19 protein-coding genes and 2 pseudogenes are annotated in these 23944 nt (G+C 33.9%); 8 read left to right on the top strand and 13 right to left on the bottom strand.

Annotation, left to right across the window (positions count from 1 at the left end; all coding sequences use genetic code 11):
* The 11 genes and pseudogenes from BLR17_RS05405 to BLR17_RS05350 form a co-directional block, all read right to left on the bottom strand.
* The gene (locus BLR17_RS05405; protein WP_066326941.1) at positions 1-1254 is read right to left on the bottom strand and encodes a TolC family protein; all 1254 of its coding nucleotides are present in this window, start codon (positions 1252-1254) and stop codon (positions 1-3) included.
* Positions 1244-4468, bottom strand: a pseudogene (locus BLR17_RS16560) (efflux RND transporter permease subunit). Before BLR17_RS16560 ends, BLR17_RS05405 begins: the two are co-directional and overlap by 11 nt.
* Positions 4469-4615: 147 nt before the next feature.
* Positions 4616-4960, bottom strand: a pseudogene (locus BLR17_RS05390) (heavy-metal-associated domain-containing protein); the annotation flags it as partial.
* A 148-nt stretch (positions 4961-5108) separates the two neighbouring features.
* Positions 5109-5468, bottom strand: coding sequence for a hypothetical protein (locus BLR17_RS05385; protein WP_066326946.1), 360 nt, complete (start codon positions 5466-5468; stop codon positions 5109-5111).
* Positions 5469-5549: 81 nt separating this feature from the next.
* A complete protein-coding gene (locus BLR17_RS05380; protein ID WP_074517128.1) occupies positions 5550-5891 on the bottom strand; it encodes a phage holin family protein in 342 nt (113 codons plus the stop codon).
* 91 nt (positions 5892-5982) lie between these two features.
* Positions 5983-7902, bottom strand: coding sequence for a family 43 glycosylhydrolase (locus BLR17_RS05375; protein ID WP_139068340.1), 1920 nt, complete (start codon positions 7900-7902; stop codon positions 5983-5985).
* Between the two features lie 12 nt (positions 7903-7914).
* Positions 7915-9018, bottom strand: a complete 1104-nt coding sequence (locus tag BLR17_RS05370) for a glycoside hydrolase family 43 protein (RefSeq protein ID WP_083189282.1) — start codon at positions 9016-9018, stop codon at positions 7915-7917.
* Between the two features lie 237 nt (positions 9019-9255).
* Positions 9256-9630 (bottom strand): response regulator, encoded by a 375-nt coding sequence (locus tag BLR17_RS05365; RefSeq protein ID WP_066326951.1) that lies wholly within the window; start codon positions 9628-9630, stop codon positions 9256-9258.
* An 11-nt stretch (positions 9631-9641) separates the two neighbouring features.
* Entirely contained in the window at positions 9642-10997 is a 1356-nt protein-coding gene (locus BLR17_RS05360; RefSeq protein WP_066326952.1) for a sensor histidine kinase, read from the bottom strand.
* Positions 10998-11122: 125 nt separating this feature from the next.
* The gene (locus BLR17_RS05355; RefSeq protein ID WP_066326953.1) at positions 11123-11881 is read right to left on the bottom strand and encodes an alpha/beta fold hydrolase; all 759 of its coding nucleotides are present in this window, start codon (positions 11879-11881) and stop codon (positions 11123-11125) included.
* 132 nt (positions 11882-12013) lie between these two features.
* Positions 12014-12727, bottom strand: a complete 714-nt coding sequence (locus tag BLR17_RS05350) for a pyridoxine 5'-phosphate synthase (RefSeq protein ID WP_066326954.1) — start codon at positions 12725-12727, stop codon at positions 12014-12016.
* Between the two features lie 115 nt (positions 12728-12842).
* Here BLR17_RS05350 and BLR17_RS05345 point away from each other — a divergent pair, with 115 nt between their 5' ends.
* From BLR17_RS05345 to murI, 8 genes are all read left to right on the top strand, one after another.
* Positions 12843-13499, top strand: a complete 657-nt coding sequence (locus tag BLR17_RS05345; protein WP_066326955.1) for a CBS domain-containing protein — start codon at positions 12843-12845, stop codon at positions 13497-13499.
* A gap of 5 nt (positions 13500-13504) precedes the next feature.
* Positions 13505-14389 carry an NAD kinase gene (locus tag BLR17_RS05340; RefSeq protein ID WP_066326956.1) on the top strand — a complete coding sequence of 295 codons (885 nt, stop codon included), beginning with the start codon at positions 13505-13507 and terminating at the stop codon, positions 14387-14389.
* A 165-nt stretch (positions 14390-14554) separates the two neighbouring features.
* Positions 14555-15238, top strand: a complete 684-nt coding sequence (gene porG / locus BLR17_RS05335) for a type IX secretion system protein PorG (protein ID WP_066327547.1) — start codon at positions 14555-14557, stop codon at positions 15236-15238.
* A 3-nt stretch (positions 15239-15241) separates the two neighbouring features.
* Positions 15242-15982 (top strand): isoprenyl transferase, encoded by a 741-nt coding sequence (locus tag BLR17_RS05330; RefSeq protein WP_066326959.1) that lies wholly within the window; start codon positions 15242-15244, stop codon positions 15980-15982.
* Positions 15915-18668 (top strand): BamA/OMP85 family outer membrane protein, encoded by a 2754-nt coding sequence (locus tag BLR17_RS05325; RefSeq protein WP_066326961.1) that lies wholly within the window; start codon positions 15915-15917, stop codon positions 18666-18668. The genes BLR17_RS05330 and BLR17_RS05325 overlap by 68 nt, the downstream gene beginning before the upstream one ends.
* Positions 18669-18703: 35 nt before the next feature.
* Entirely contained in the window at positions 18704-19900 is a 1197-nt protein-coding gene (locus BLR17_RS05320) for an OmpH/Skp family outer membrane protein (protein ID WP_066326964.1), read from the top strand.
* 26 nt (positions 19901-19926) lie between these two features.
* Positions 19927-20427 carry an OmpH/Skp family outer membrane protein gene (locus tag BLR17_RS05315; protein WP_066326966.1) on the top strand — a complete coding sequence of 167 codons (501 nt, stop codon included), beginning with the start codon at positions 19927-19929 and terminating at the stop codon, positions 20425-20427.
* Positions 20428-20539: 112 nt separating this feature from the next.
* The gene (gene murI, locus BLR17_RS05310; RefSeq protein WP_066326971.1) at positions 20540-21313 is read left to right on the top strand and encodes a glutamate racemase; all 774 of its coding nucleotides are present in this window, start codon (positions 20540-20542) and stop codon (positions 21311-21313) included.
* A 1-nt stretch (position 21314) separates the two neighbouring features.
* On the opposite strand, the gene BLR17_RS05305 is transcribed toward murI, so the two are convergent.
* Together BLR17_RS05305 and BLR17_RS05300 are read right to left on the bottom strand one after the other, a co-directional pair.
* The gene (locus BLR17_RS05305; RefSeq protein ID WP_066326973.1) at positions 21315-22556 is read right to left on the bottom strand and encodes a BamG family beta-barrel-assembly machinery protein; all 1242 of its coding nucleotides are present in this window, start codon (positions 22554-22556) and stop codon (positions 21315-21317) included.
* Positions 22557-23879, bottom strand: coding sequence for a DUF4270 family protein (locus BLR17_RS05300; RefSeq protein ID WP_066326979.1), 1323 nt, complete (start codon positions 23877-23879; stop codon positions 22557-22559).
* Positions 23880-23944: the final 65 nt, after the last annotated feature.

Here is a 23944-nt window from a genome sequence, read left to right as displayed (position 1 = left end):
TCATTTTGTTTCCAGTTGTTTTTCAATCTCAACCTGAGTATTCAGGATGGCTTGCAATTTGTTTAACTTTTCCATCTGAGCCATATTGAGCGCTTCCCATGCATCGAGTACCACAAACAAATCGCCTGTATTATTTTGCCAGGCCAGAACTGCCGTATCATAATTGCGTCGCAGGGCAGGAATAATACTTTTCTCGGCAATATCATATTGCTTTTTCAGCGTAGCAAATTCACTGGACATTCCTGTAATCATTCCTGAAGCCTCATTTAGTATCATTTGTTTTTGCCATTCGAGACTTTCGTTTTTAATCTTGATACTGTTAATGTTGGATTTATTCATTTTAGTCGACCAGGGCATTGGCAGTGTAACCATTCCCATTAAAGAGAATTGTTGCGGCACATCTCCAAAAGCAAACATATGATCGTATTTGATTCCAAATTCCGGCAATAATTTTGCTTTCTCGGTTTCCACTTTCAACTGATTCAATTCGATTGTTTTGTCAATTGCTTTAACATCACTTCTGTTTTGAGCCAATAGAGCCGTATCCGATATCAGAGTATCAAAATCTTTTACCACATAATTGGTATCAATTTCAAAAACAGCATCCTTATCTCTAGCCATCAGGGTGTTGAGTACAATTCTTTTTTGCGCAATATTGTTTCGCAACATGGCCTCCATACTTTGCAGCTCATTGTAACTGGATTTTGCCTTATAATAAGTGGGCAATTTATCCATATTGTACTGATAGCGGATTTCCATACTTTTTATCATGTATTCCAAAAGCAACAGATTTTCCTTGACAATTTTAGTTTGCTTATCTAAAACCAACCATTGGTAATAATTAGTTTTCGCCAAAGCGTTCAGCTGATTAATGGTATACTTTTTATTTTCGGCTTCAACCGAAGACATGGCGTTCATATAATTCGCATCTGCTTTTTGTCTGGAAGCATTCGGAATCATTTGTGTAAAACCAATCATATAAGATCCCATTCCCGGGCTCATTCCATCCGCTTTCCACATTTTGGTGTTATACGGTGTCATAAAAAATCCCGTACTAATTTCGGGTGCCATCCAGCTTTTAGCTCCTTTTGCAGCAGCATCCATACTTTGGATATCGGCATCGTACATCTTCAATTGAGGATTATTGTTTTTAATGATTGTCAAAATTTCATCCAATGAAAGCGTTTGTGCCAAAAGAGTAGAAACATTCAAAAGCAAACACCCAATAATGATATAAAAATTACTATTTCGCATCGATAAGTTCTATTTTACCTTTTGTTCTCAATTCCCTTAATTTGGTAATCTCAAAAACAATCGGTGTTACTAATAATACATAAATAACAGAAGATATGGTTCCGCCAATAAGCGGAACGGTAATCGGAATCATAACATCGGCTCCTGTTCCGGTCGACCAAAGAATTGGCACTAATCCGAAAAGCGAAACCGAAACCGTCATTAATTTTGGTCGCAATCTTTTGGCCGAACCTTCGATTACATATTCCCGTATTATGTCTTCGTTAAGAGTTTCTCTGTTATTTCCATGTTCAGCCACCATTTTATTCATGGCCTCGTTCAAATAAATCGTCATCAGCATAGCCGTTTCTATTGCCATTCCAAATAAAGCTATAAAACCCACCGCAACGGCAACCGAAAGATTAATTCCATAAAAATAAACCATAAATATCCCGCCAATCAAGGCAAAAGGGACCGTTATCATGGTAATCAAAGCTTCCTTCATAGAACGATAAGTAAAATACAAAATCAGGAAGATGATTAAAACTACAATCGGAAGGATCAAAGCCAGAGTGTGATTAGCCCGAATCTGATTTTCCCATTGTCCGCTCCATTCCACATAATACCCTTTAGGCATTTTGGTCATCATCGCATTCAGTTTATCCTGTGCTTCTTTTACTGTACTGCCTAAATCCCGATCCCGAACATTAAACAAAACGCTTCCGCGAAGCATGGCGTTTTCACTATTTATCATCGGCGGTCCGTCACTTATTTTGATATCAGCAACTGTTTCTAATGGAATTGGTCCGTATTGCATGGTTTGAACCTGCAATTTTTTCAAGGCATCCAGACTGTTTCTGTATTCCTGCGCATATCGGGCGTTGACGGAAAATCGCTGTCTTCCTTCTATGGTAGAAGTCAAAGTCATCCCGCCAATTGCTGCTTCAACTACACTATTGACCTCATCAACGCTAAGTCCGTATCGGCCAATCACTTCCCTTTTGGCAATAATATCAATATATTTCCCTCCCGTTATTGGCTCTGCAAACAAATCTTTTACACCCGAAGTACCTTCTAAGGCTTTTTTAATTTTTTGGGACAATGCATCAATGGTATCCAGACTCGTTCCATAAATTTTGATTCCTACATCAGTTCGAATACCTGTAGAAAGCATATTAATTCGGTTAATAATTGGTTGCGTAAAACCATTAGTTACTCCCGGAATTTGCAACTTATTATTGATTTCAGTTACAATATCATTTTTGGTTTTTCCCTCTCTCCATTCACTTTGAGGTTTGAGTAACACAATCGTTTCAATCATGCTTATTGGACTGTTGTCAGTAGCTGTATTGGCTCTACCCGCTTTTCCCAAAACATGACTTACCTCAGGAATTGATTTTATTAATTTATCCTGAACCTGCAAAATTCGCTTCACCTCAGTATTCGAAACATCAGGCAAAGTAACCGGCATAAACAAAATGGAACCTTCATCCAGCGGAGGCATAAATTCCGACCCTAATCGGGTGAACATCAATCCTCCAATCAACAAAGCTACTACATTTATTGCTAAAATAGTTTTGCGCCATTTCAAACAAACAACTAAAACAGGAGTGTATAAACTTTCCAGTTTTTTATTTATCGGATTCTTCCCTTCAGGACGTAATTTGCCTTTTAACAAATAACTGATTAAAACAGGAGTGAGTGTTATTGCCAAAAATGCATCGACAATAAGTATAAATGATTTGGTCCAGGCCAGCGGACTAAAAAGTTTTCCTTCCATTCCCGTTAACAAAAAAACAGGCAGAAAAGAAGCAATCACGATAAGTGTAGAATAAAAAACACCCGGACCTACTAATTTGGAAGAGTCCTCAACAATTTTCATTCTCTCTTCTGCAGACAATGGATCCTGCTCTTTTTTAATTCTATTTTTAAATATATTTTTCATTGTGACAGATTATTGATTAATTTCCATTGCTTCCTGTTTTTCAGAAATGCCTCTATAGGCATTTTCGACCATAACAATTCCGTCATCAACCACGACACCTATCGCCAGAGCAATTCCGGTAAGCGACATAATATTGGAAGAAATCCCAAAAGCTTCCAGCAAAATAAACCCAACGGCAACCGAAATAGGCAATTGAATCAGAATAATAAGTGCACTACGCCAATGAAAAAGAAATAGAAGAATAACGATTGAAACAGCAATCATCTCCTCCAGCAAAGTACCTTTTACCGAATCGATAGCTTTTTCAATCAATTCGCTTCGGTCATAAGAAGTCTTAAATTTAACTCCTTCCGGCAAACCTTTCTCGACATCTTTCATCTTGGCTTTGACCGCCTGAATTACCTTATCGGCATTTTCGCCATAACGCATCACGACAATTCCCCCTACTACTTCTCCATCACCGTTAGCATCAAAAATCCCCAACCTCAAATCTCCTCCCATTTGTACCGAACCAATATCACTTACTTTAACAGGAACCGAATTGTAATTTTTAATGGCGATATTCTCAATATCTTTGATGTTTTTGATATATCCTAAACCTCTGACGATATAAGCCCTGTCACTCATTTCAAATTTTCTGCCGCCCACATCATTATTACTGGTTTTAACCGCCTGCATGACTTCCATCATACTGACATTATAATATTGCATTTTGAGCGGATCTAAAACCAGCTGGTACTGTTTTTCAAATCCACCAAAAGAAGCTACTTCGGCTACGCCCGGAACGGTTTGCAAAGCAAATTTCACATACCAATCCTGCAAAGCACGCTGTTCTCCCAAATCCATTCCATTTGTTTCCAAGTGATACCAAAATACATGACCTACACCGGTTCCATCAGGTCCAAGAGTAGGAACGACATTTTCAGGTAACAGTCGCTGGGCATAATTCAATCGTTCCAACACCCGGGTTCTTGCCCAATACGGATCAACCTTGTCCTCAAAAATAATATAGACAAAACTCATCCCAAACATCGAAGAAGCCCGGATATTCTTAATTTTCGGAATCCCCTGCAAATTAGAAACCAAAGGATAAGTCACCTGATCTTCAATCACCTGAGGACTTCTGCCCATCCATTCCGTAAAAACAATAATTTGATTCTCAGACAAATCAGGAATGGCATCGATAGGATTTTGTTGCACACTGTAAACTCCCCATCCAAATAAACAGGCGGAAATCAACAGAACTATTATCCTGTTTTTTAAAGAAAGTGCTATTAATTTTCTAACCATTATTTTAAATTTTACGATGAAATACTAGCTGCCATTTGCCGCAAACTAAATCTATATTTCTCTTTTTTTAAGAGCAGGAAATAATAACTTTTAGAAAAAAATACAGAAAATCGACAAATAGTATCACATTATATTAATGCTTCACTTTTTCAGCTCCCTATCGTATTGACAACAACCCGGAAGTGCATCATAGGCAGCCGCTGAAGCTTTATTTTTTTCACTGTCATATCCTGCCAGGGCAATTCTTTTTAAAATTTCCTCTTGATTTGTTGCAGTCGAATCATAAGTTAAAGTAGCTATTTTGCTGTCTTTATTCCAATTGACCAGAGCTACATCTTTAAGATTCCCGGCTTTTTCGATAGTCTTCTTACACATTCCACAGTTTCCATAAATTTTTACTGTTTGCGTTTTTACGTTTTTTATTTGTGCCTGTACAGCAACACCTGACAGCAATACAACAATTGCCATCAATACTTTTTTGATTGATTTCATTATAAAATAATTTGAAGATGAATATGACAAATCAATAACTAAACAATAGCTATTAAGCTATAATTTAAAAATTAAAATTGCCGATAAATTAAATGATTAAGCTAAGTTGCTTTGAATTTGATACACCTATGGCTATCAGAAAAGATTTTTAGCCTATTTTAGGAATAAGCCAAAGAGAAGTATATCCATCAGAAACGACAGATATTGCATTAGAAAAATTTTGTTTTTTTTCAATAATACTAAAAAGAGGTTTTAGCATTTCATATTGCATTGGAGCAGTAATCCCAATATTTACCGGAGAAACACTACACATGGATTGTCCACACTTACCGGTACAACCTTTGTTTTTAGATTTTGATTTTTTACTGCAACAATCCTGCATTTTTGATTTGGAAGACATTACCATTTTACAAGAATGTTTACCTGAACCGGATCCACATGCATAAGTGTTGCCAGGCATCAAAAAGAAGCCTAGTAATACTATTAATATGATGTAGAATTTATTCATTTCTTTATCTTCGAAATACAAAATTACTAAAATTTGCTATCGCAAAAGCAAAATCAATTTGATTTATGATTATTTTATAAATTACTTATCCCCTACAAAGAGATTCACAATAGATTGTGAAACAGATAATATGATGCTAAAAAGTAAGGCTGTGAAAAAATTATCGACAGTAAAACCTCCTACAATACTACTGCATAATATAATAATTAATCCATTGATGACTAATAAAAACAATCCCAATGTAAAAAAAGTAATTGGCAACGTAAACAATACCAAAATGGGCTTAATAAAAATATTTAGTAAACCTAAAACAATGGCAACAAAAAGTGCCGTAGTAAAACTTGCCACATGTACCCCATGCATAAAATGAGAAATTAGCAAAACCAAAATAGAAGTAGTCAGAACTCTGATAATTAATTTCATTTACTTTTAATATTTATTACTCCAAAAGTACTACTATTTTAAATTATAGCAATTTCTTAAAAAAAGAAATTGCTATAATCTGTATTCAGTCCTATTTCGAAACACCTTCGCTAGTCATTACAACTCTTTTTATAGTACCATCGTTATTGTATTCTAATTTGTCAATACAAACAGAGCGGCTGTAACTAGAACCATTGGTCTGGATTGCTCCGTTGTGATAAATAAAATACGACTTGCCTTTAAAATCTAAAATAGCCTGATGATTAGTATTGCTATTTCCTACGATTTCATTTAAAATTCCTTTGTACTCATAAGGTCCTTCGATATTATCGGCCATAGCGTAGGCAATTTTTTCAGGGAAACCAGTTGCATAACTAAGATAATATTTTCCATTCTTTTTATGAACCCAAGGCGCTTCGGTAAACTGCAATCCTTCGAAATCAATTTTCTTAACTGCTCCGTCAATTTCAATCATATTTTCTTTTAGTTTGGCATAATAGCAAACACCATTCCCCCAAAACAACCAGGCTTGTCCATTATCATCTATAAAAACTGAAGGATCAATACAAGTCCAGGAATGTGTTGAAGCGAAGCAATCAGCATTGGTCAACAACGGTTTTCCAATGGCATCTTTATAAGGTCCTTGTGGTTTATCAGCTACAGCCACCCCAATTCCGGAACCATTTGTACTAATGTACCAATAGTATTTTCCATTTCTTTTAATGGTTTGCCCTGCATAAGCGTCATCGGTTTTGTCCCATTTAAAATCTTCAATTTTAAGCGGTACAGGATATTCAGTCCAATTTTTTAAATCGGTGGTAGAAAAAACCAGCCAATCTTTCAATTTATAGCCTTTTTGTCCTCCTTCAAAATCGTGTCCTGTAAACAACCACAGTGTATCTTTTTCAACAAAAGCAGCCGGATCAGCCGTGAATTTATGTTTGATTATCGGGTTTCCTTCTGCCTTAAAACGAAATGTCCCGTCTTTTGAAGTCAATAAACTTTGTGGCACTCCACCCCACTTTTCATTTAAACGCTGTGCTTCTTCTTTTGTAATGCTAATCACACTTCCGTGACGTGGAAAGAAATCTTTTGTAAACGATTCGGTCTTATCGGTGAAGTGATATAAGTCTTTAGAACGTTGGAATTCATAACGTCCGCTTGAATACAAATCATACATTAAAATATAATCATCACTATTATTCAGTTTGAATACTGAAGAACCTTCTACTCCTGTTTTTTTATCAGCATAAAAATCTAAATACTCAAAGTTTTCTTTCCAAGGCCCCAGTAATTTTTTACTGGTAGCCTGCTTGATACCATTTTTGATTTCTTTTCCATTCTCGTCTTTGGTATTTCCTTTATAAAATAGATGATAGGTTCCGTCTTTATAAATAATATCTCCATCAATAGCGCCGTCTTTTGGACTAAATAATAACTTAGGTTCACTCTCAAAACCAGTAAAATCTTTATTGGCATAGGCACAATAAAAATCCAATTTTAAATTGTCATAATAACGAACCGTAAAATATACCAGATACTTTTTGGCTTTAGTATCATAAAAAGTCTGTGGCGCCCACACCCATTTGATTCCTTTGAATTTCACCGGATATAATTTTTCTAAATCAATCACACTTGATTTCCAATCCAGCAAATTATCCGATTTCAACAAGGTTATTCCCGGATTATAATCCCAACCATTTTTTTTAGTATTCATATCGGTAGCTACAATATAAAAACTGTTTCCGTCAGCACTTCTTAAAATATGCGGATCACGGATACCGCCAGTATTGGAAATATCTTTAGATGCCACAACGGGCTCATTATTATTTAAGGCTTTCCAATTCACCGCATCATCACTTACGGCAAAACGCAGTTGCTCTTGTTTTTCGCCTGGTCCTTTGCCTTCAAAATAAGCAAACAGATAGCCTTCCATCTTTTTATTTTGTGCAAGCAAACCTGAAAAACTTACAATCGTAAAAAGAATTGTTTTTACTAAATATTTATTCATGTTATGCTGTTTTTATTTTTCAAATGAAAAGTTCGTACCCCAATGTTTCGCTAATTGCAGCGCTTCTTTTTTTGTTAAATGAATAACTGAACCGTGCTTTTGAACCGTAAAATTAGTACGTTTCATCACGCCTTCGTCAAAATGACCAAGATTAGTAAATGTTTTAAAATCGGTAGTTTCTGCAAATCCGAAATTATGTGGATTTACGCTAAAAATATCGTACATCAACACCCATTTATTGTCGCTTAAACGCTTGAAAACATTTGGAGCTTCGCATGATTTTTTTTCAAAATCAACCTGTTCCGGTTGATATACATAACCACTGTTTATTTTATTCGAAAATGCCATTTTAATACCGCCCGGATTTTCCTGTGCCACATACATCATACAGAATCTTCCATCAGGCAGTTTTGTAATATCAGCATCAAGAACCTGTTTTGTACTATCAGGATATTCAAAAAGGATTTCGGGAGTAGTTTCCAATGCTGTAAAATCCTTATTCATATAAGCATAATACAACTGGGTTTTCCCTTTGCCTTTACGCATCGTGAAATAAATCATAATTCTGTCCTTCACTTCGTCATAAATCAACTCAGGAGCCCAAACACAACCCACATTCCACTCCGGATAAGCCTTATCGATATCTAAAATAGAATGCGACCAGTGAATTAAATCTTTCGATTTCATCAAAACCAAATCCCTGTTGTTTCCCCAGTCATATTTATCCCCGGGACGCTCCCAATCCGTATCACGATAACCTTTTTGCTTGCCGTAAATATGCAAATCGGTCATTGCCATATAAAAATAGCCATCATTACCACGCATAATATAAGGATCGCGAATCCCTTTTTGTTCTGCAATAGTATCACCTGCAATAACAGGATTTCCATTGTTCACATCGGTAAATGTATAGCTGTCTTTGCTTAACGCAAAATACAATCCGTGGGTATCATCTTTAAAATACACCATTAAATAAGCCTCCATTTTTTCTTTTAAAGAATGTTTATTTCCATTTTTCAAAGTAGTACAACTTTGAAAAACAGTAATTGCTAATATAATCAGACTGAGATTTTTTATTCTTTTATTTCTCATAAAAAAGCCAATAATTGCATTCATATAATTTTAATTTTCAGTTAGTTTTTTGATTTCATTTAAGAAAAATAATAGCCGATTTTTCGAAAGCAACAAACATAAGTGTTTTTTTTACATTTATCAAAATTTGCCCTAAAAAAAACAGCAACTTAAAAAAGTTACTGTTTTCTATTTTTTAAAAACCCATTAAATGATTTCAAAAATGAACTTTACACAAGCTCATTGCAACAAAATTTTCGTTTTCAAGTTTTGGAACATTTACTAATCTATAGCTAAATTTCTTTTAACTGTTTCCATTACTTTACTCAAATTAAACGGTTTAAGGATATAATCCACTGAATTATCTCCTAAATCATTCATTTTAGTCTGAATATTTACATCTGCAGTCAAAAATAAAAAAGGAATATCCTTCGTAATCTGATTGGCTTTTAATTCTTCGTAAACTTCATAGCCATTCTTGATTGGCATCATTAGATCACAAAGTATCAAATGAGGTAAATTTTCTAATGCACTTTCTATACCTTTTTGACCATTTGTTTCAACATAAACTTCAAAATCTTCAAATTCAAAAAAATCTTTTAAGACGTCCAGAATTGATTTAGTATCATCAATTATTAAAATTTTAGCCAATCCCATTTTTAATTCAATTAATTATTACATGGTAATACAATTCTAAAAGTTGTTCCTTTACCTAGTTCACTCAACACTTCTATCTTCCCATTATGCATATTGACAGCTCTTTCAATTATAGTTAATCCTAATCCGGTTCCCGGAATATTTTCTACATTATTAGCCCTGAAAAACGGTTCAAAAATTAACTTTTGTTCTTTTTTAGAAATTCCAATTCCCTGATCGGTTACAGAAAAAATCACGCTATCATTTTCTTTTAAAAAACTTATCAAAATAGGCTTAGGAAATTCAGAATATTTTAATGCGTTGGAAAACAAATTCAATACTATTTGTTTCATAAGCTTAATGTCAACATTACAAACTATTTCATCCGAAACAAACCGAAAATCGACTTCTCGCTTTGCTATTTTAAACAATTGGTATTCATAAATAATTTCCTTGACAAACTCAACCAGATTTAATTCTATCGGAGTAAAAACAATTTTATCTGAATCCACCTGACCTATAATTAAAACATCTTCCAACATGTTTGTCATGTTAGTCACTTCGACATTAATCTTTTTTAAACGCTCTTTAATTTGCTCTATTGTTAATCGATCGAAATAATTCAAAACCAACTCAGTTAATCCCTGAATTGAAGTTAATGGAGTTCTGAATTCATGAGATGCCATTGAAATAAAATTAGTTTTAAGAATCCCTAATTCCTTTTCCCTCATTAACGACTGCTCCAATTCTTTTGTTCTGTCTATAACAAGATTTTCTAAATTCTCACGGTATTCATTTAATTCAGCATTTTTACTTTCAATGATTCGAAAATTATTCAAAATCAATTTATTATAATATCCCGAAATATTAATTAAAGCAACTGAGATTAAAAAAAGTACTATACCACGTATAGCCCACATATTAGCATTTAGTTCAAATTCTTCAATATGACTTGTGTACACTAAATATTTATTTATGAAGAGGTAAGCAAAAAAAACATAAACAACCATGTAAATGAAGATTGCATAATATGCTCTTTTTTTGTCTAAAAAAAAGGATAACAAAACAGAATTGGCAACAATAAATATCGGTGTAGGAGAAAATATTCCTTTACTGTACAATCCCTGAAACAGTATGCATAAAGCTAAAAAAAAGACTGTAAAAATCTTTAAATTTATAAATATATTTTTTTTGAAAATATAAGTTATTACCACAACAATAACTCCGATAAAAAAAATAATATTTTTATCCGTTAAACACCAATTATCTCTGGCCAAAACTGGTAGTATCAGGAAAATTCCCAACAACGAAAAAATTTTTAGTGTATTATCTAAAATTTTTTCTTTAACCCTTCCTGCAATAAAGCCTTTTTCAAAATTATCTGCCATATGCGAAATAATTAATAAAAATACAGCTTATTAAAAATAACCTTCAGGAATTGGCAAATGTCTTAAAATTATTTACATATAGCTTAAAAAGCGAAAGGATTTAAAAACTCAATCTTTTCGCTTTTTTATAAAAATGCAACAACCATTTGGTAAAACAAAACCGGATTTTCGGCATGAAGCCAATGTCCTGAGTTAGGTATCGTTTCTAATTTCATTAGTGGAAAATGAACAGCTATATTTTCAACATCAGCGTCTAAAATATAATTTGAATTACCGCCACGGATAAAAAGTGTCGGTTTTTCAAAAACCAATTCCGATGGCAAAGGGACACCTATTTCTTCAATTTTTTTATTAAAAACATCCAGATTAAATCGAAATGCCAGTTGTCCCGGTTCTTTCCAGTACAGGTTTTTCAACAAAAACTGCCTTGTTCCAAAATCGGTGATGTATTGACTTAAAGTTGCCTCAACATCAGCGCGACTTGGTTTTACTGAAAAATTCACGGCATTCAATCCCGCTAAAATAGTTTGGTGATGTGGCGCATAGTATTTAGGACCTATATCGGCAACAATTAATTTTTCTACCATTTCAGGATATCGGGTTGCAAAAAGCATCGCAATTTTTCCACCCATTGAATGCCCAAGAATATTGATAGATTCTAAAGAATGAGCCTGACAATAATCAAAAAGATCCTGAACCATTAATTCATAACTAAATTCTTCCGATTGAAAACTACGCCCGTGATTACGCATATCGAGCATGTGTACCTGAAAACCTTCTCCGGCAAATTGCTGCCCTAAAGTTTTCCAATTGTCAGACATTCCCAGAAAACCATGAATAATTAAAAAAGGTTTTCCTTCTCCTTCTATTTTTGAATAAAGCATTATTTAAATTTTAAAAAATTATTCCACAAAGTCTCGCAAAGTGAACACAGAGCTACACAAAGAGATTTATAGTTTACTCTTCTTTGAGTTTTGCGGCTCTCTGCGTAATCTTAGCGCATCTTTGAGATATGACTATTTTAATTTTCGTAAATACATATTAACTACGTTTTCCAATCCTAAATATAAGGCCTCAGAAATTAGCGCATGTCCAATGGAAACTTCTAATAAGCCCGGAATATTTTGTTTAAAAAACTGAATATTATCCAAACTTAAATCGTGTCCGGCATTGATTCCTAATTCCAATTCATTGGCTAATTTGGCAGCAGCTACATAAGGATCAATCCCTTTTTCGTTACCTAAACTGTATTGATGTGCAAATGCTTCAGTGTATAATTCAATACGATCAGTCCCGGTTTTCTTAGCACCTTCAATCATTTCCAGCACAGGATCCACAAAAATTGAGGTACGAATTCCATTTCTTTGAAATTCCTGAATCATCTCAGTTAAATAATCCTGATAAGTAATTGTATCCCAACCAGCCGAAGAAGTAATTGCTCCAATAGCATCCGGAACTAAAGTAACCTGATCCGGTTTGCATTCTAAAACCAAATCAATAAAATTATGCTGCGGATTTCCCTCAATATTGTATTCGGTATAAACAACTGATTTCAAATCGCGGGCATCCTGATAACGAATGTGACGTTCATCGGGACGCGGATGAATAGTGATTCCCTGTCCCCCAAATTTTTGAATATCGGCAGCTACTTTTAACAAATCAGGCACATTACCTCCACGGGCATTACGTAAAGTAGCTATTTTATTGATGTTTACACTTAACTTTGTCATTGGAACACTTTTTGATTACGAAAAACTATATTTTGGTTACAAAAATACAAAGTAAAAGCTAGGCGTTTTTGCCTTTTTTTGATTATTTTGCATAAAAATTGAGTACTCAGATAAAATGGAAATTACAAACTACATAACTACTGATTTCAAACCTATTGACAGCCAAGAGTCTATTGCCGTTGTAAAGGATTTTTTAAGTGATTTCAATTTTTCTCATTTCCCTATAGTAGAAGACAACATATACATAGGAAGTATTTCGGCGGAAGATGTTGAAACTTTTGAAGAACAAAAAAAAGTAGCCGATTACAAATACAGCCTTGAAACCTTTTTTATAAGAACCGATGCACTCTGGCTTGAAGTTTTAGAAGTTTTCGCTAAAAACCACTCTAATTTAATTCCTGTTTTAGACGAAAACAATAAATATGTCGGCTATTATGAAATGGAAGATATTATCAATTTCTTTCATCAAACGCCTTTTATCAAAGACCAAGGTGTTATTGTTAAAATTAGAAAAGGAATTTTGGATTACTCCATGAGTCAAATCACCCAGATTGTAGAGAGTAACAACGGAAAACTCTTAGGATTATTCATTTCAGAATCAGACATTAGCAGTGTAGAAGTTACCATAAAAATAAGCTCGGGAGCAATCAACGAAATTATTCAAACTTTCAGAAGATACAATTACGAAATCATATCAGAACACCACGAAGATTCTTATATAGCCAATTTAAAAGAACGTTCAGACTATTTGGACAAATATCTTAACATGTAAGCCTCATGAAAATAGCCATTTACGGTCAATATTATCAAAATAGCACAGAACCTATCATAAAAGACATCTTCTTATTTTTCAACAAAAGAAATATCGAAATTGTCATCGAATCCAATTTCTTAACTCTAATTCAAGAAAAAAAAATCATTGAAAAGGAATACAAAACCTTTTCATCACATAAAGAATTAGATTCAAGCTTTACTATGTTATTAAGCATTGGCGGTGACGGAACTATTTTAAGAGCTGCTGCCTTAGTTAGAAATTCAGGCATCCCAATTCTGGGCATTAATGCCGGCAGACTGGGATTTCTGGCTACAGTTCCAAAAGAAAATATCGATAAATTTCTACAGATTGTAATTGACCAAAAATACAGTATTTCTAAAAGAACGCTTCTAAGCCTGACAATTACTCCGGAAAACGAATCACTGAAAGACATTAACTTTGCCATGAATGAAGTTTCTGTGAGCAGAAAAGACACCACCTCGATGATAACCATCGAAACGTACCTCAACGGAGAAATTCTAAACTCTTATTGGGCTGATGGTCTTATTATTTCTACACCAACAGGCTCTACCGGTTATTCATTAAGTTGTGGAGGACCAATATTAACACCGGATGTAAAAAGTCTGGTAATTACCCCTATTGCCCCTCACAACCTTAATGCAAGACCTCTTGTTATTCCTGACGAAACAGAAATTATGTTGAAAGTTTCAGGCCGGGAAGAAAACTATTTAGTTTCATTGGATTCCAGAATTACATCGGTTGGAAATGAATCAATATTAACGGTAAAGAAAACACCTTTCCAAATTAATATGGTGGAAATCCCAAACGAAACCTTCCTAAAAACATTAAGAAGTAAATTGCTTTGGGGAGAAGACAAAAGAAATTAATCTCTTTACACTCCTTTTTATACAATTACAATCTAAGTTTATCGTTTAAGTAAAACGTCTTCTCATTAAAATAAATCAACTGTTTTTTCAAAAAAAGTACATTTATTTTAATGAGTACGGATTAGTATTGATAATTATTATATTTGCAGGCAATTTTCTATGAAAATGAAAAATTTTTTAAGCATATTATTTTGTTTATTTCTTGGTATAAATTCACAAGCACAGATACATGAAATTGGTGTCTTTCTTGGTGGAAGCAACTATATTGGCGACGTAGGCAACACTACCTACATCGCTCCTAATGAGCCTGCTTTTGGTATTTTATACAAATGGAACAGAAGTCCCAGACACGCCTGGAGAATTTCCTATACTCAGTCTACTATTAGTGCTGACGACCGCGATTCTAAAGAGCCTGGCAGAAGTCTGAGAGGCTATCATTTTGAAAATAGTATAAAAGAACTATCTTTAGGCCTTGAATTCAACTTTTTTGATTTCAATCTTCATACTTTAGACCACAAATTCACACCTTATGTGGCCTCGGGAATTAATTTTTTCGCGTATGACGATTTGTATGTTGAACTGGGAGAAACAAAGAAAAACAAAGGAAAAAACGCTATAGCAATTCCGATTATTTTAGGAATAAAATCGAATATTTCCAGAAGTTTAGTACTTGGAGCCGAAGTAGGAGCCCGTTTTGCATTTACAGACAATCTGGACGGAAGCAATCCTAAAGATGAAAGTTTGAGCGCATTGCGGTTTGGAAATTTAAATAATAATGATTGGTATGTCTTCTCAGGTATAACATTAACTTATACCTTTGGCGAAAAACCTTGCTATTGTGCAGAATAAAAAATGAGTATATTAGATACAATAAAGAAAGAAAATCTCCCTAAACACCTAGCCATTATCATGGACGGCAACGGTCGTTGGGCAAAACAACAAGGCCTATTAAGAACAATAGGTCACGAAAATGGTACTAAATCAGTACGTATTACAATTGAAAACTGCGCTAAATTAGGTATTGAAAACCTAACCTTATATGCCTTTTCGACCGAAAATTGGAACAGACCAAAACTTGAAGTCGAAACCCTGATGAAATTATTAATTAAGTCCTTACAAAAGGAATTAGTTACTTTACAAAATAACAACATCAGACTTAATGCCATAGGAAATATCGAAATGATGCCAAAATCGGCTCAAAAAGAACTTCTGGAGGTAATCGAAAAAACAAAGAACAACACTCGAATGACCCTAACATTAGCCCTCAGTTACGGTTCCAGAGAAGAAATAGTTAATGCAGTAAAGAAGATTTCTGATAAAGTTAAAAATAATATAATTTCAATCGACTCTATTGACGATTCAATTATAAATGAGCATCTTTACACGCAAAATTTACCTGATGTAGATTTATTAATCAGAACAAGTGGAGAACACAGAATAAGTAATTTCCTTCTTTGGCAAATTGCTTATGCTGAATTGTTTTTTTCTGAAGTTATGTGGCCTGATTTCAGAGAGGAGCACCTTTATGAGGCGCTTATTAGTTATCAAAAAAGAGAACGTAGATTTGGAAAAACAAGTGAACAAATTAAATAATTTTTTAGTGTTGAATAAAAGTATAAAAGCATTACTTACCCTGGTATTTTTGGGTAGTTTTTCACAAATTAAGGCACAAGACAGAGTACCATTTGATCAGGGTAAAAAATACATTTTAGCCAAAGTCGAACTGACCAAAAAACTGAGCTTTAATGACCAGACTGTAGTAACTTTTGCCGGCCTGCAAAAAGGACAGGAAATTACAGTACCCGGAGAAGAAATTAGTGCTGCCATCAAAAAGCTGGGTAAACTGGGGCTTTTTGATGAAATTGCTTTTTACATCAATCATATTAACAATGACAGTATTTATCTTGATTTAGACATCAAGGAACTTCCTAAACTAAACGATGTAAAATTTGTTGGTGTAAAAAAGGGTAAAGTAGAAACTTTTATCAAAGATAACGGACTAACAAAAGGAAAGGTAGTAAATGAAAACCTTATTACTACAACCAAAAACTACATCGAAAATAAATACAAAAAAGACGGATACTTTACTACTAAAGCAAATATTAACATAGTAAAAGACACCTCGGCTACTAACCAGGTAAACATGGTTGTAAGCGTAGATAAAGGAGATAAAATAAAAATTAGCGGTATCGATTTTGTTGGCAACAACAAGATTTCTGATAAAAATTTGCGTAAAGCAATGAAGAATACCAAGCAAAAGAATCCTATTCGCGTATTAAAAGCTTCAAAATTCATTAAAGACAAATACAAAGAAGATTTAGAAAAAGTAATCGAAGCCTACAAAGAAAAAGGTTATAGAGATGCCAGAATTGTTTCGGATACAGTTGCCTACAACAAAGAAAAAAATTCTTTAGCCATTAAAATCAATGTTGAAGAAGGAAATAAATATTACTTTGGTAACATTAAATTCCTTGGTAATACCGTATATTCAGATCAGGATTTACAACGTTATTTGGGAATCAAAAAAGGAGAAACTTACAACGGAGTGATTCTTGAAAAAAGAATTGCTGATAAATCTAAACCTGACGGTGAAGACATTACCAATTTGTACCAAAACAATGGTTATTTGTTTTCAAACATCAATGCGGTAGAAGTAAAAACAGCTAATGATACGATTGATTTTGAAATCAGAGTTACCGAAGGTCCGTTAGCTTATTTTAACCATATTACTGTGGTAGGAAATGACAAAACGAACGACCGTATTATCTACAGAGAATTACGAACTAAACCGGGACAAAAATACAGCAAGGACGAACTGGTAAGAACCGTTCGTGAAATTGGTCAATTAGGGTATTTTGACCCGGAGGCTATCGAACCGAAATTCAAAAATGTGGATGGAGCAGCCGGAACAGTAGATATTGAGTACAATCTGGTAGAAAAAGGTTCCAGCCAAATCGAACTTCAGGGAGGTTACGGTGGAGGTGGTTTCATTGGAACATTAGGACTCTCTTTTAATAACTTCTCAGCTAGAAATATTGGAAACAAAGCCGCCTACAAACCATTACCGATGGGAGACGGACAAAAAGTATCTTTACGTTTACAAGGAAGTACTTACTTCCAAACTTATAGTGTATCGTTCTCTGAGCCTTGGTTTGGACAAAAAAAACCGGTACAATTTAGCTCTTCTATTTCATACAGTAAACAGTTTGCAAACAACTACACTACTTACAAAGTAGATAAAAGCAGAAGTTTTAACATTTTCACCGTATCACTTGGGCTTGCTAAAAGGTTAACTGTTCCGGATGACTTTTTTGTGTTATCTCAATCTATCAGCTACCAAAGCTATGATTTGAATAACTATAATGTCGGACTATTTACATTTGGAGATGGTGCTTCAAAAAACATTGCCTATACAGTAGGACTTTCCAGAAGTAACAAAGGGGTAAACCCAATTTTCCCAACCTATGGTTCAGAATTTAGTATTTCGGCAAAAATCACACCTCCTTACTCATTATTTAATGGTATTAATTACGGTGATTTAAAAAACCAAAAAGAATACAAATTAAAATACACCGGAGCCAACACAACCGGATACAATGGACAACCACTTAACAATGGTGACTATGTAACGGTAGAAGGAACAAATGCATCAACAGGTGCAACACTTTACAATAGTGTAGGATCTGATTATAGTAGTGCCGATACAGATCAGTCTAAATTGGATCAAAAGAAATTCAATTGGTTAGAATATTATAAAATTAAATTCAAAGCTGATTGGTATACAAAAGTTTATGGTAAATTTGTTTTAAGAACATTAACTGAATTTGGATTCCTTGGCGCATACAATCAGGATAGAGGATTAGTTCCATTTGAAAGATTTTTTGTTGGAGGAGACGGAATGGCTAACTACTCTATGGATGGTAGAGAAACCGTACAATTAAGGGGTTACCCTAACAACTCTTTGACACCTGTCGTAAATGGAACACAAGCTGGAGCAACAGTGTACAATAAATTCTCTATGGAATTGCGTTATCCTATAACATTAAAAGCAGCAGCCTCAATTTATGCATTGGCCTTTTTGGAAGCGGGTAATTCTTTTAATGATTTCAAAAGCTACAATCCATTTGATATTAAACGTTCAGCAGGATTTGGTTTAAGAGTATTTATGCCGGCATTTGGATTATTAGGAATTGATTTTGGACATGGATTTGATGCCTTGCCAGGTTCTACTAAACCAAATGGATGGGAAACACATTTCATAATTGGGCAACAATTCTAAAAAAATTGGTTTCTGATTTTCTAAAACTTTAAGTTATGAGAAAACATTTTTTATTTCTATTTTTAGCTGCAATAGCTGCTAACAGTCTTAGTGCACAAGCAACCCGAGGTAACCGGGTAGGTTTTATTGACATGGAATACATTTTAGAAAATGTAAATAGTTATAAAGAATCTAACGCGCTTCTTGAAGAGAAAGCAGAGAAATGGAAACAGGAAATTGAAGCTAAAAAATTAGAAATTAAAAAAGTCCGAGAGGCTCTTACTGCCGAAAAACCACTTTTAACAAAATCTTTAATCGAAGAACGTGAAACAGAAATTAGTTTTTTGGAAAATGATTTATTAGAATTGCAACAAAAAAGATTTGGTCCAAACGGATTATTAATGAGCCAAAAAGCATTATTAGTAAAGCCAATTCAAGACCAGGTTTTTACCGCTGTTCAGGACATTGCCGAAGCTAAAAAATATGATTTCATATTTGACAAATCATCTGATTTAAGTTTGCTTTTTGCTGATAAAAGATTTGATGTTAGTGATCAGGTCTTAAGAGTAATTAACCGAACAGAGAAAAGAGAACAACTTAGCAAAAAAGAATTAGCTGAAGAACAGGCAAAAGAAAACAAAGAAGACGCTATAAATGATAATCCAGGTCTGGCGGAAAGACAAAAAGTATTAGACGAAAGAAAAGCGGCAAGAGATAAAATTATGGCCGACAGAAAAGCGGCAGTAGAACAAAAGAAAAAAGAATACGAAGAGCGAAGACAAAAAATAATAGACGAAAGAGCTGCTAAAAAAAATGGCACGGTTTCTGAAACAGCTAAAACTGAGGTTCAAAAAGTTGCAACACCTGACTCTCAAACCGAAGCAGAATTAGCCAAACAAAAAGCAGCCGATGCGAAAGCAAAAGCTATTGAAGAAAGAAACAAAACGATTGAAGATCGTAAAAAAGCCTTAGAAGAAAGAAGACAACAAATTCTTAACGAAAGAGCTGCCAAAAAAAGTGAAACCGTTTCTGAAACAGCTAAGAAAGCCGAAGTTCCTAAAACTGTAACAACAGATACTAAAAACGAAACAGAGTTAGCCAAACAAAAAGCAGAAGAAGCTAAAACTAAAACTATCGAAGAAAGAAAAAAAATTATTGAAGACCGTAAAAAGGCATTAGAAGAAAGAAGATTAAAAATTATTCAACAAAGAGACTCTATCAAAAAAGCCAGAGAACAAAATTTAAAACAATAAATTAATTACTTAATATTTTAAAACCAATGAAACAAATTAAAACTTTATTAATTGCTGCTCTATTCGTTTTTGGAGCAAACCAAACCATCAATGCACAAGCAAAGACTGCCCATGTAGATGTTAGTGAGATTATGTCAAAAATGCCTGCTATGCTTGATGCTCAAAGCCAATTGGAAAAATTAAGCACTACATACGATGCAGACTACAAAAAAATGGTAGAAGAATACCAGGCTAAATTAAAAAAATACGAAACTGAATCTACTACTGTAACTGATGCTGTAAACGGAGAACGTTCTAAAGAAGTTCAGGATATGCAAAAAAGAATTGTTGACTTTAGAGACAATGCTCAAAAAGAATTACAACAAAAAGAATCTGATATCGTAAAACCATTAATGGAAAAAGTAAGAGCTTCTATCCAAAAAGTTGGAAAAGCTAAAGGATTCCAATACGTTTTAGACGGTTCAACACTTTTATTAGCTGATGGTCCAAACATTACTGCAGACGTTAAAAAAGACTTAGGATTCTAATTTACAATCTTATAAAAACTAAAAAAACCGCTCACTCTTTATAGAAACATGAGCGGTTTTTTTATAACATATTTTTTAGGAAAATTAATTCCTAGCTATTAAATTTGTTTCAATGGATAACAAGCAACCCATAGGCGTTTTTGACTCAGGCATAGGAGGAACTTCAATTTGGAAAGAGATTCACAATCTTTTACCTAACGAAAAAACTATCTATTTAGCCGATAGCAAAAATGCTCCATATGGAGAAAAATCCAAACAAGAAATTATTCGATTGAGCATGAAAAACACTGATTTTCTGCTTGAAATGAATTGCAAACTCATAGTAGTTGCCTGTAATACTGCAACAACAAATGCCATAAGAGAATTAAGAACAAAATACAATGTTCCTTTCATAGGAATTGAACCAGCTATTAAACCAGCTGCTATTAATTCCAAAACACAAGTAATTGGTATTCTGGCTACCAAAGGCACCTTAAACAGTGAATTGTTCAACAAAACCACCGAAATGTTCTATGAAACTAAAATCATTGAACAAATAGGTTACGGATTAGTTGAACTCATTGAAAATGGACAAATAGATTCACCAGAGATGGATCAATTACTTCGCTCCTATCTGCAACCTATGATTGAAGCCAATATCGACTTTCTTGTACTGGGCTGTAGTCATTATCCTTATCTCATCCCTCAAATAAGAAAAATTATCCCCGATCATATTCAGATAATTGATTCTGGTTTGGCCGTGGCAAGACAAACACAAAATATATTAAAAGAAATCGGCTTTAATCCCGGAAACGACAACGAGCCCATTTTTTACACTAATACCAACCCTAAAGTTTTAAAAACAATTTTAGGCGGCAACTATGTTGTACAAGAAAAAGATTTTTAATCTAATTGATTTTTCTCTTCACAAACCAAATCCCATCCAAAGAAAGATTTACCGATATTTTATGGTAATTCTCTTTAATCAACCCATTACTAATTCTTCCTTTTTGACCATAAGAATAAGATATATTAAGAGCTGAAAAAGTATTCTCTATTGGCAAACTCAATCCTAAAGAAATAGCTTTATTTTCAATTCTTTTATTATCTACTTCCAAAAAACCGGTATCATAATTCAATCCGGCTGAAAATTGGATTCGATCAAAATAGCTTCGGATATTCTTGCTTTTTTTATAGGACAGTCCCATTTTAAATTTTTCCTGATTTAGATAATTACCATAAAGGTCAGCCTGATTAGTATCTACCCAAAAAGCCTTTTCATAATCCATCGTTAAGCTTAAATTATTTCGAAATTGCTTACTGAATCCGGTTGTAAATTCGAATGGCAAATAATAATCATCCGTATCCGATTTTGCATTTGATTCAACTGTATTCGAAGCTTCTAATTCAGCATTGTACGTTATTACCGACTGCACTTTAGAAGCATTAACTCTGGAAGGCGATTTAAAATTAGCTCCAATCGTAAAAGTGGAATCTACTTTAAATTGAGTACCTAAATTTAATCGGGCACCATTGTACACAGACTCTTTATCTATTGTAGTTACAGAATTGGCAATCACATATTCTCTGGAATCTTTGGTGGTTCCAAAAAGAATAGAAGTTGACAAACCTAAAGATAATTTTTTTCCAATTCGATGCGCATACGAAATATCAAAATTATTCAACCCGCCTGTTCCTGTTGCGCTCAGAGTATATTCCTCATTACTATCCTGAATAGGCAACTTATAATCGGAAATTTTAAAACCGGCACTGGAATAAGGCTTCAATGCAAAACTAACCGCTGACTTAGCAGTTAACGGAAAAGCAAAAGCAATATGGGAGAACTGAATGTTATTGCGATTTTCTTTTTTGGAAAGATTTTGATAAGAAGTTTGAATAGCACTACCTCCTACATCAAATATAAAGTGATTTTGATTCATAAATCCCAGCGAAGCAGGATTCAAATTATTAATAAATCGACTGGAAGGCAAAGCAACACCCGAAGAACCAATACTGGGAATAGAACCAAAATCCGACTCATACAAACTTCCTAATCCAAAAATCGAATAAGGAGAGCTCGACAAACTTTGTCCGTAAGTGCTAAAAGAAACTAAAATCAAAAAGCTTATTATTTTGATTGTATTTTTCATCTAATAAGAGATATAATATATTTTCAATTGAATTTTATTTCCTGCGTTTTTTTGATTACCTAAAACCAAACGATTCACTCCGTTAAAAATATTTGGAATCGTTAAAATCAAAGCCGATTTTGAATCGGATTGTTTAATCATTTCATTGTATAAAAAAGTACCCAGCGGAATACTATAACCTATATTTTCATCAAACTCATCTTCAGCTTTATTCAAAACAGCATAAATAGGATAACCGGAAGCCGAGTTTAATGTTCCTTTTATTCGATTCAGTTTATCGGCTACATAAATACTTAAAGAATCAGCTAATGGATAGGTTTTAGAATAAGTGTTATTCACCGGCCGGATAATTAACTTTGCATCTACAATTGTTCCTTTTTCGGTAATGTATTTTAACTCTTTGATATTCGGAAAATCAATTCTGCAAGCCAGTCCTGTTCCTGATTGAATAAAAGACTTATTCTCTGTTAAATCACTCGACAATCGTTCGGTTGTACCGGGTAAATCTTTTAAAATGGTTCCTGTTCTATCCAAAGAAATTCTATTAAATTGTTTGGAAACATCATCAATGGTAAATTCTTTTAATAAAGAAGTTCCCGATTCACTTACTTTTTTCGAATAAAACAATTGCAACGAACCAGTTGTTTTAAATCCCATCACACAGGATGAATTCTCAGAAACCGATCGAATTACCAAACCTTTAAAATACTCTATAAATTCATCTTCAGTAGTGATTTCACGCTTCTTTAACTTTTGAAAAAGGGCATCTCCAAAAACAGCATCCATTTTTACAAAAACAGTATCCTGTCTATTCGGCATTGGTTTAAAAGAGGCCGTACCAATACTTGCTGCATCATAATTCAAACTTGAATTATTATAAAAACTATCATCTTCAGTATTTGGTTTTACCTTTTGCAATAAACGATGAATACTTATCGATTGCACTTTAGTCGTATCACTGTAATAATACTTATCCGGAACCAAAACCATTCTGATAGAATCAAAAACATAATTAGCTCCTTCAGTATCCGAACTTGTTGTTTGTAAATTATAAGCTGAAGAAGTCAGTTGAAAATAACTATCCGATTTCACTTTCCCGAAAATAGGATCATCATAGTTACCTAAAAGTATCCTGCTTTGACCAGAAGTTTTTAATGAATCAAAATTGATTGTTGAAACCTCAACCGTAGCCGTATCAATTAGTATGACCTTATTAGTCACCGATAAATTATCAGAACCTACCACAAACTCCCCCGCATCGACATCTGAATCACAAGAAATAAATAGTATCCCGAAAAACAGCACTGTAAACAATCTGTACATAAAAATTTTTTGAACAAATATAGCAGAGCACTAACTACCATGCCTAACAACATATACTAACGAGG

This window comes from Flavobacterium glycines (assembly GCF_900100165.1).
GTDB classification, from domain to species: domain Bacteria; phylum Bacteroidota; class Bacteroidia; order Flavobacteriales; family Flavobacteriaceae; genus Flavobacterium; species Flavobacterium glycines.
Note: the sequence above shows the minus strand (reverse complement) of the source record. Positions and strands in the feature narration are given on the sequence as shown.

What these genes read in the sequence shown, in the direction of transcription:
- BLR17_RS05315 (WP_066326966.1), top strand. Translation starts at nt 19,927, where the DNA reads ATGAAACAAATTAAAACTTTATTAATTGCTGCTCTATTCGTTTTTGGA.
- BLR17_RS05340 (WP_066326956.1), top strand. Translation starts at nt 13,505, where the DNA reads ATGAAAATAGCCATTTACGGTCAATATTATCAAAATAGCACAGAACCT.
- BLR17_RS05330 (WP_066326959.1), top strand. Translation starts at nt 15,242, where the DNA reads ATGAGTATATTAGATACAATAAAGAAAGAAAATCTCCCTAAACACCTA.
- BLR17_RS05325 (WP_066326961.1), top strand. Translation starts at nt 15,915, where the DNA reads ATGAGGCGCTTATTAGTTATCAAAAAAGAGAACGTAGATTTGGAAAAA.
- BLR17_RS05320 (WP_066326964.1), top strand. Translation starts at nt 18,704, where the DNA reads ATGAGAAAACATTTTTTATTTCTATTTTTAGCTGCAATAGCTGCTAAC.
- BLR17_RS05350 (WP_066326954.1), bottom strand. Translation starts at nt 12,727, where the DNA reads ATGACAAAGTTAAGTGTAAACATCAATAAAATAGCTACTTTACGTAAT.
- BLR17_RS05345 (WP_066326955.1), top strand. Translation starts at nt 12,843, where the DNA reads ATGGAAATTACAAACTACATAACTACTGATTTCAAACCTATTGACAGC.
- BLR17_RS05365 (WP_066326951.1), bottom strand. Translation starts at nt 9,630, where the DNA reads ATGGGATTGGCTAAAATTTTAATAATTGATGATACTAAATCAATTCTG.
- porG (WP_066327547.1), top strand. Translation starts at nt 14,555, where the DNA reads ATGAAAAATTTTTTAAGCATATTATTTTGTTTATTTCTTGGTATAAAT.
- BLR17_RS05375 (WP_139068340.1), bottom strand. Translation starts at nt 7,902, where the DNA reads ATGAATAAATATTTAGTAAAAACAATTCTTTTTACGATTGTAAGTTTT.
- BLR17_RS05360 (WP_066326952.1), bottom strand. Translation starts at nt 10,997, where the DNA reads ATGGCAGATAATTTTGAAAAAGGCTTTATTGCAGGAAGGGTTAAAGAA.
- BLR17_RS05305 (WP_066326973.1), bottom strand. Translation starts at nt 22,556, where the DNA reads ATGAAAAATACAATCAAAATAATAAGCTTTTTGATTTTAGTTTCTTTT.
- BLR17_RS05380 (WP_074517128.1), bottom strand. Translation starts at nt 5,891, where the DNA reads ATGAAATTAATTATCAGAGTTCTGACTACTTCTATTTTGGTTTTGCTA.
- BLR17_RS05405 (WP_066326941.1), bottom strand. Translation starts at nt 1,254, where the DNA reads ATGCGAAATAGTAATTTTTATATCATTATTGGGTGTTTGCTTTTGAAT.
- BLR17_RS05370 (WP_083189282.1), bottom strand. Translation starts at nt 9,018, where the DNA reads ATGAATGCAATTATTGGCTTTTTTATGAGAAATAAAAGAATAAAAAAT.
- BLR17_RS05355 (WP_066326953.1), bottom strand. Translation starts at nt 11,881, where the DNA reads ATGCTTTATTCAAAAATAGAAGGAGAAGGAAAACCTTTTTTAATTATT.
- BLR17_RS05300 (WP_066326979.1), bottom strand. Translation starts at nt 23,879, where the DNA reads ATGTACAGATTGTTTACAGTGCTGTTTTTCGGGATACTATTTATTTCT.
- BLR17_RS05385 (WP_066326946.1), bottom strand. Translation starts at nt 5,468, where the DNA reads ATGAATAAATTCTACATCATATTAATAGTATTACTAGGCTTCTTTTTG.
- murI (WP_066326971.1), top strand. Translation starts at nt 20,540, where the DNA reads ATGGATAACAAGCAACCCATAGGCGTTTTTGACTCAGGCATAGGAGGA.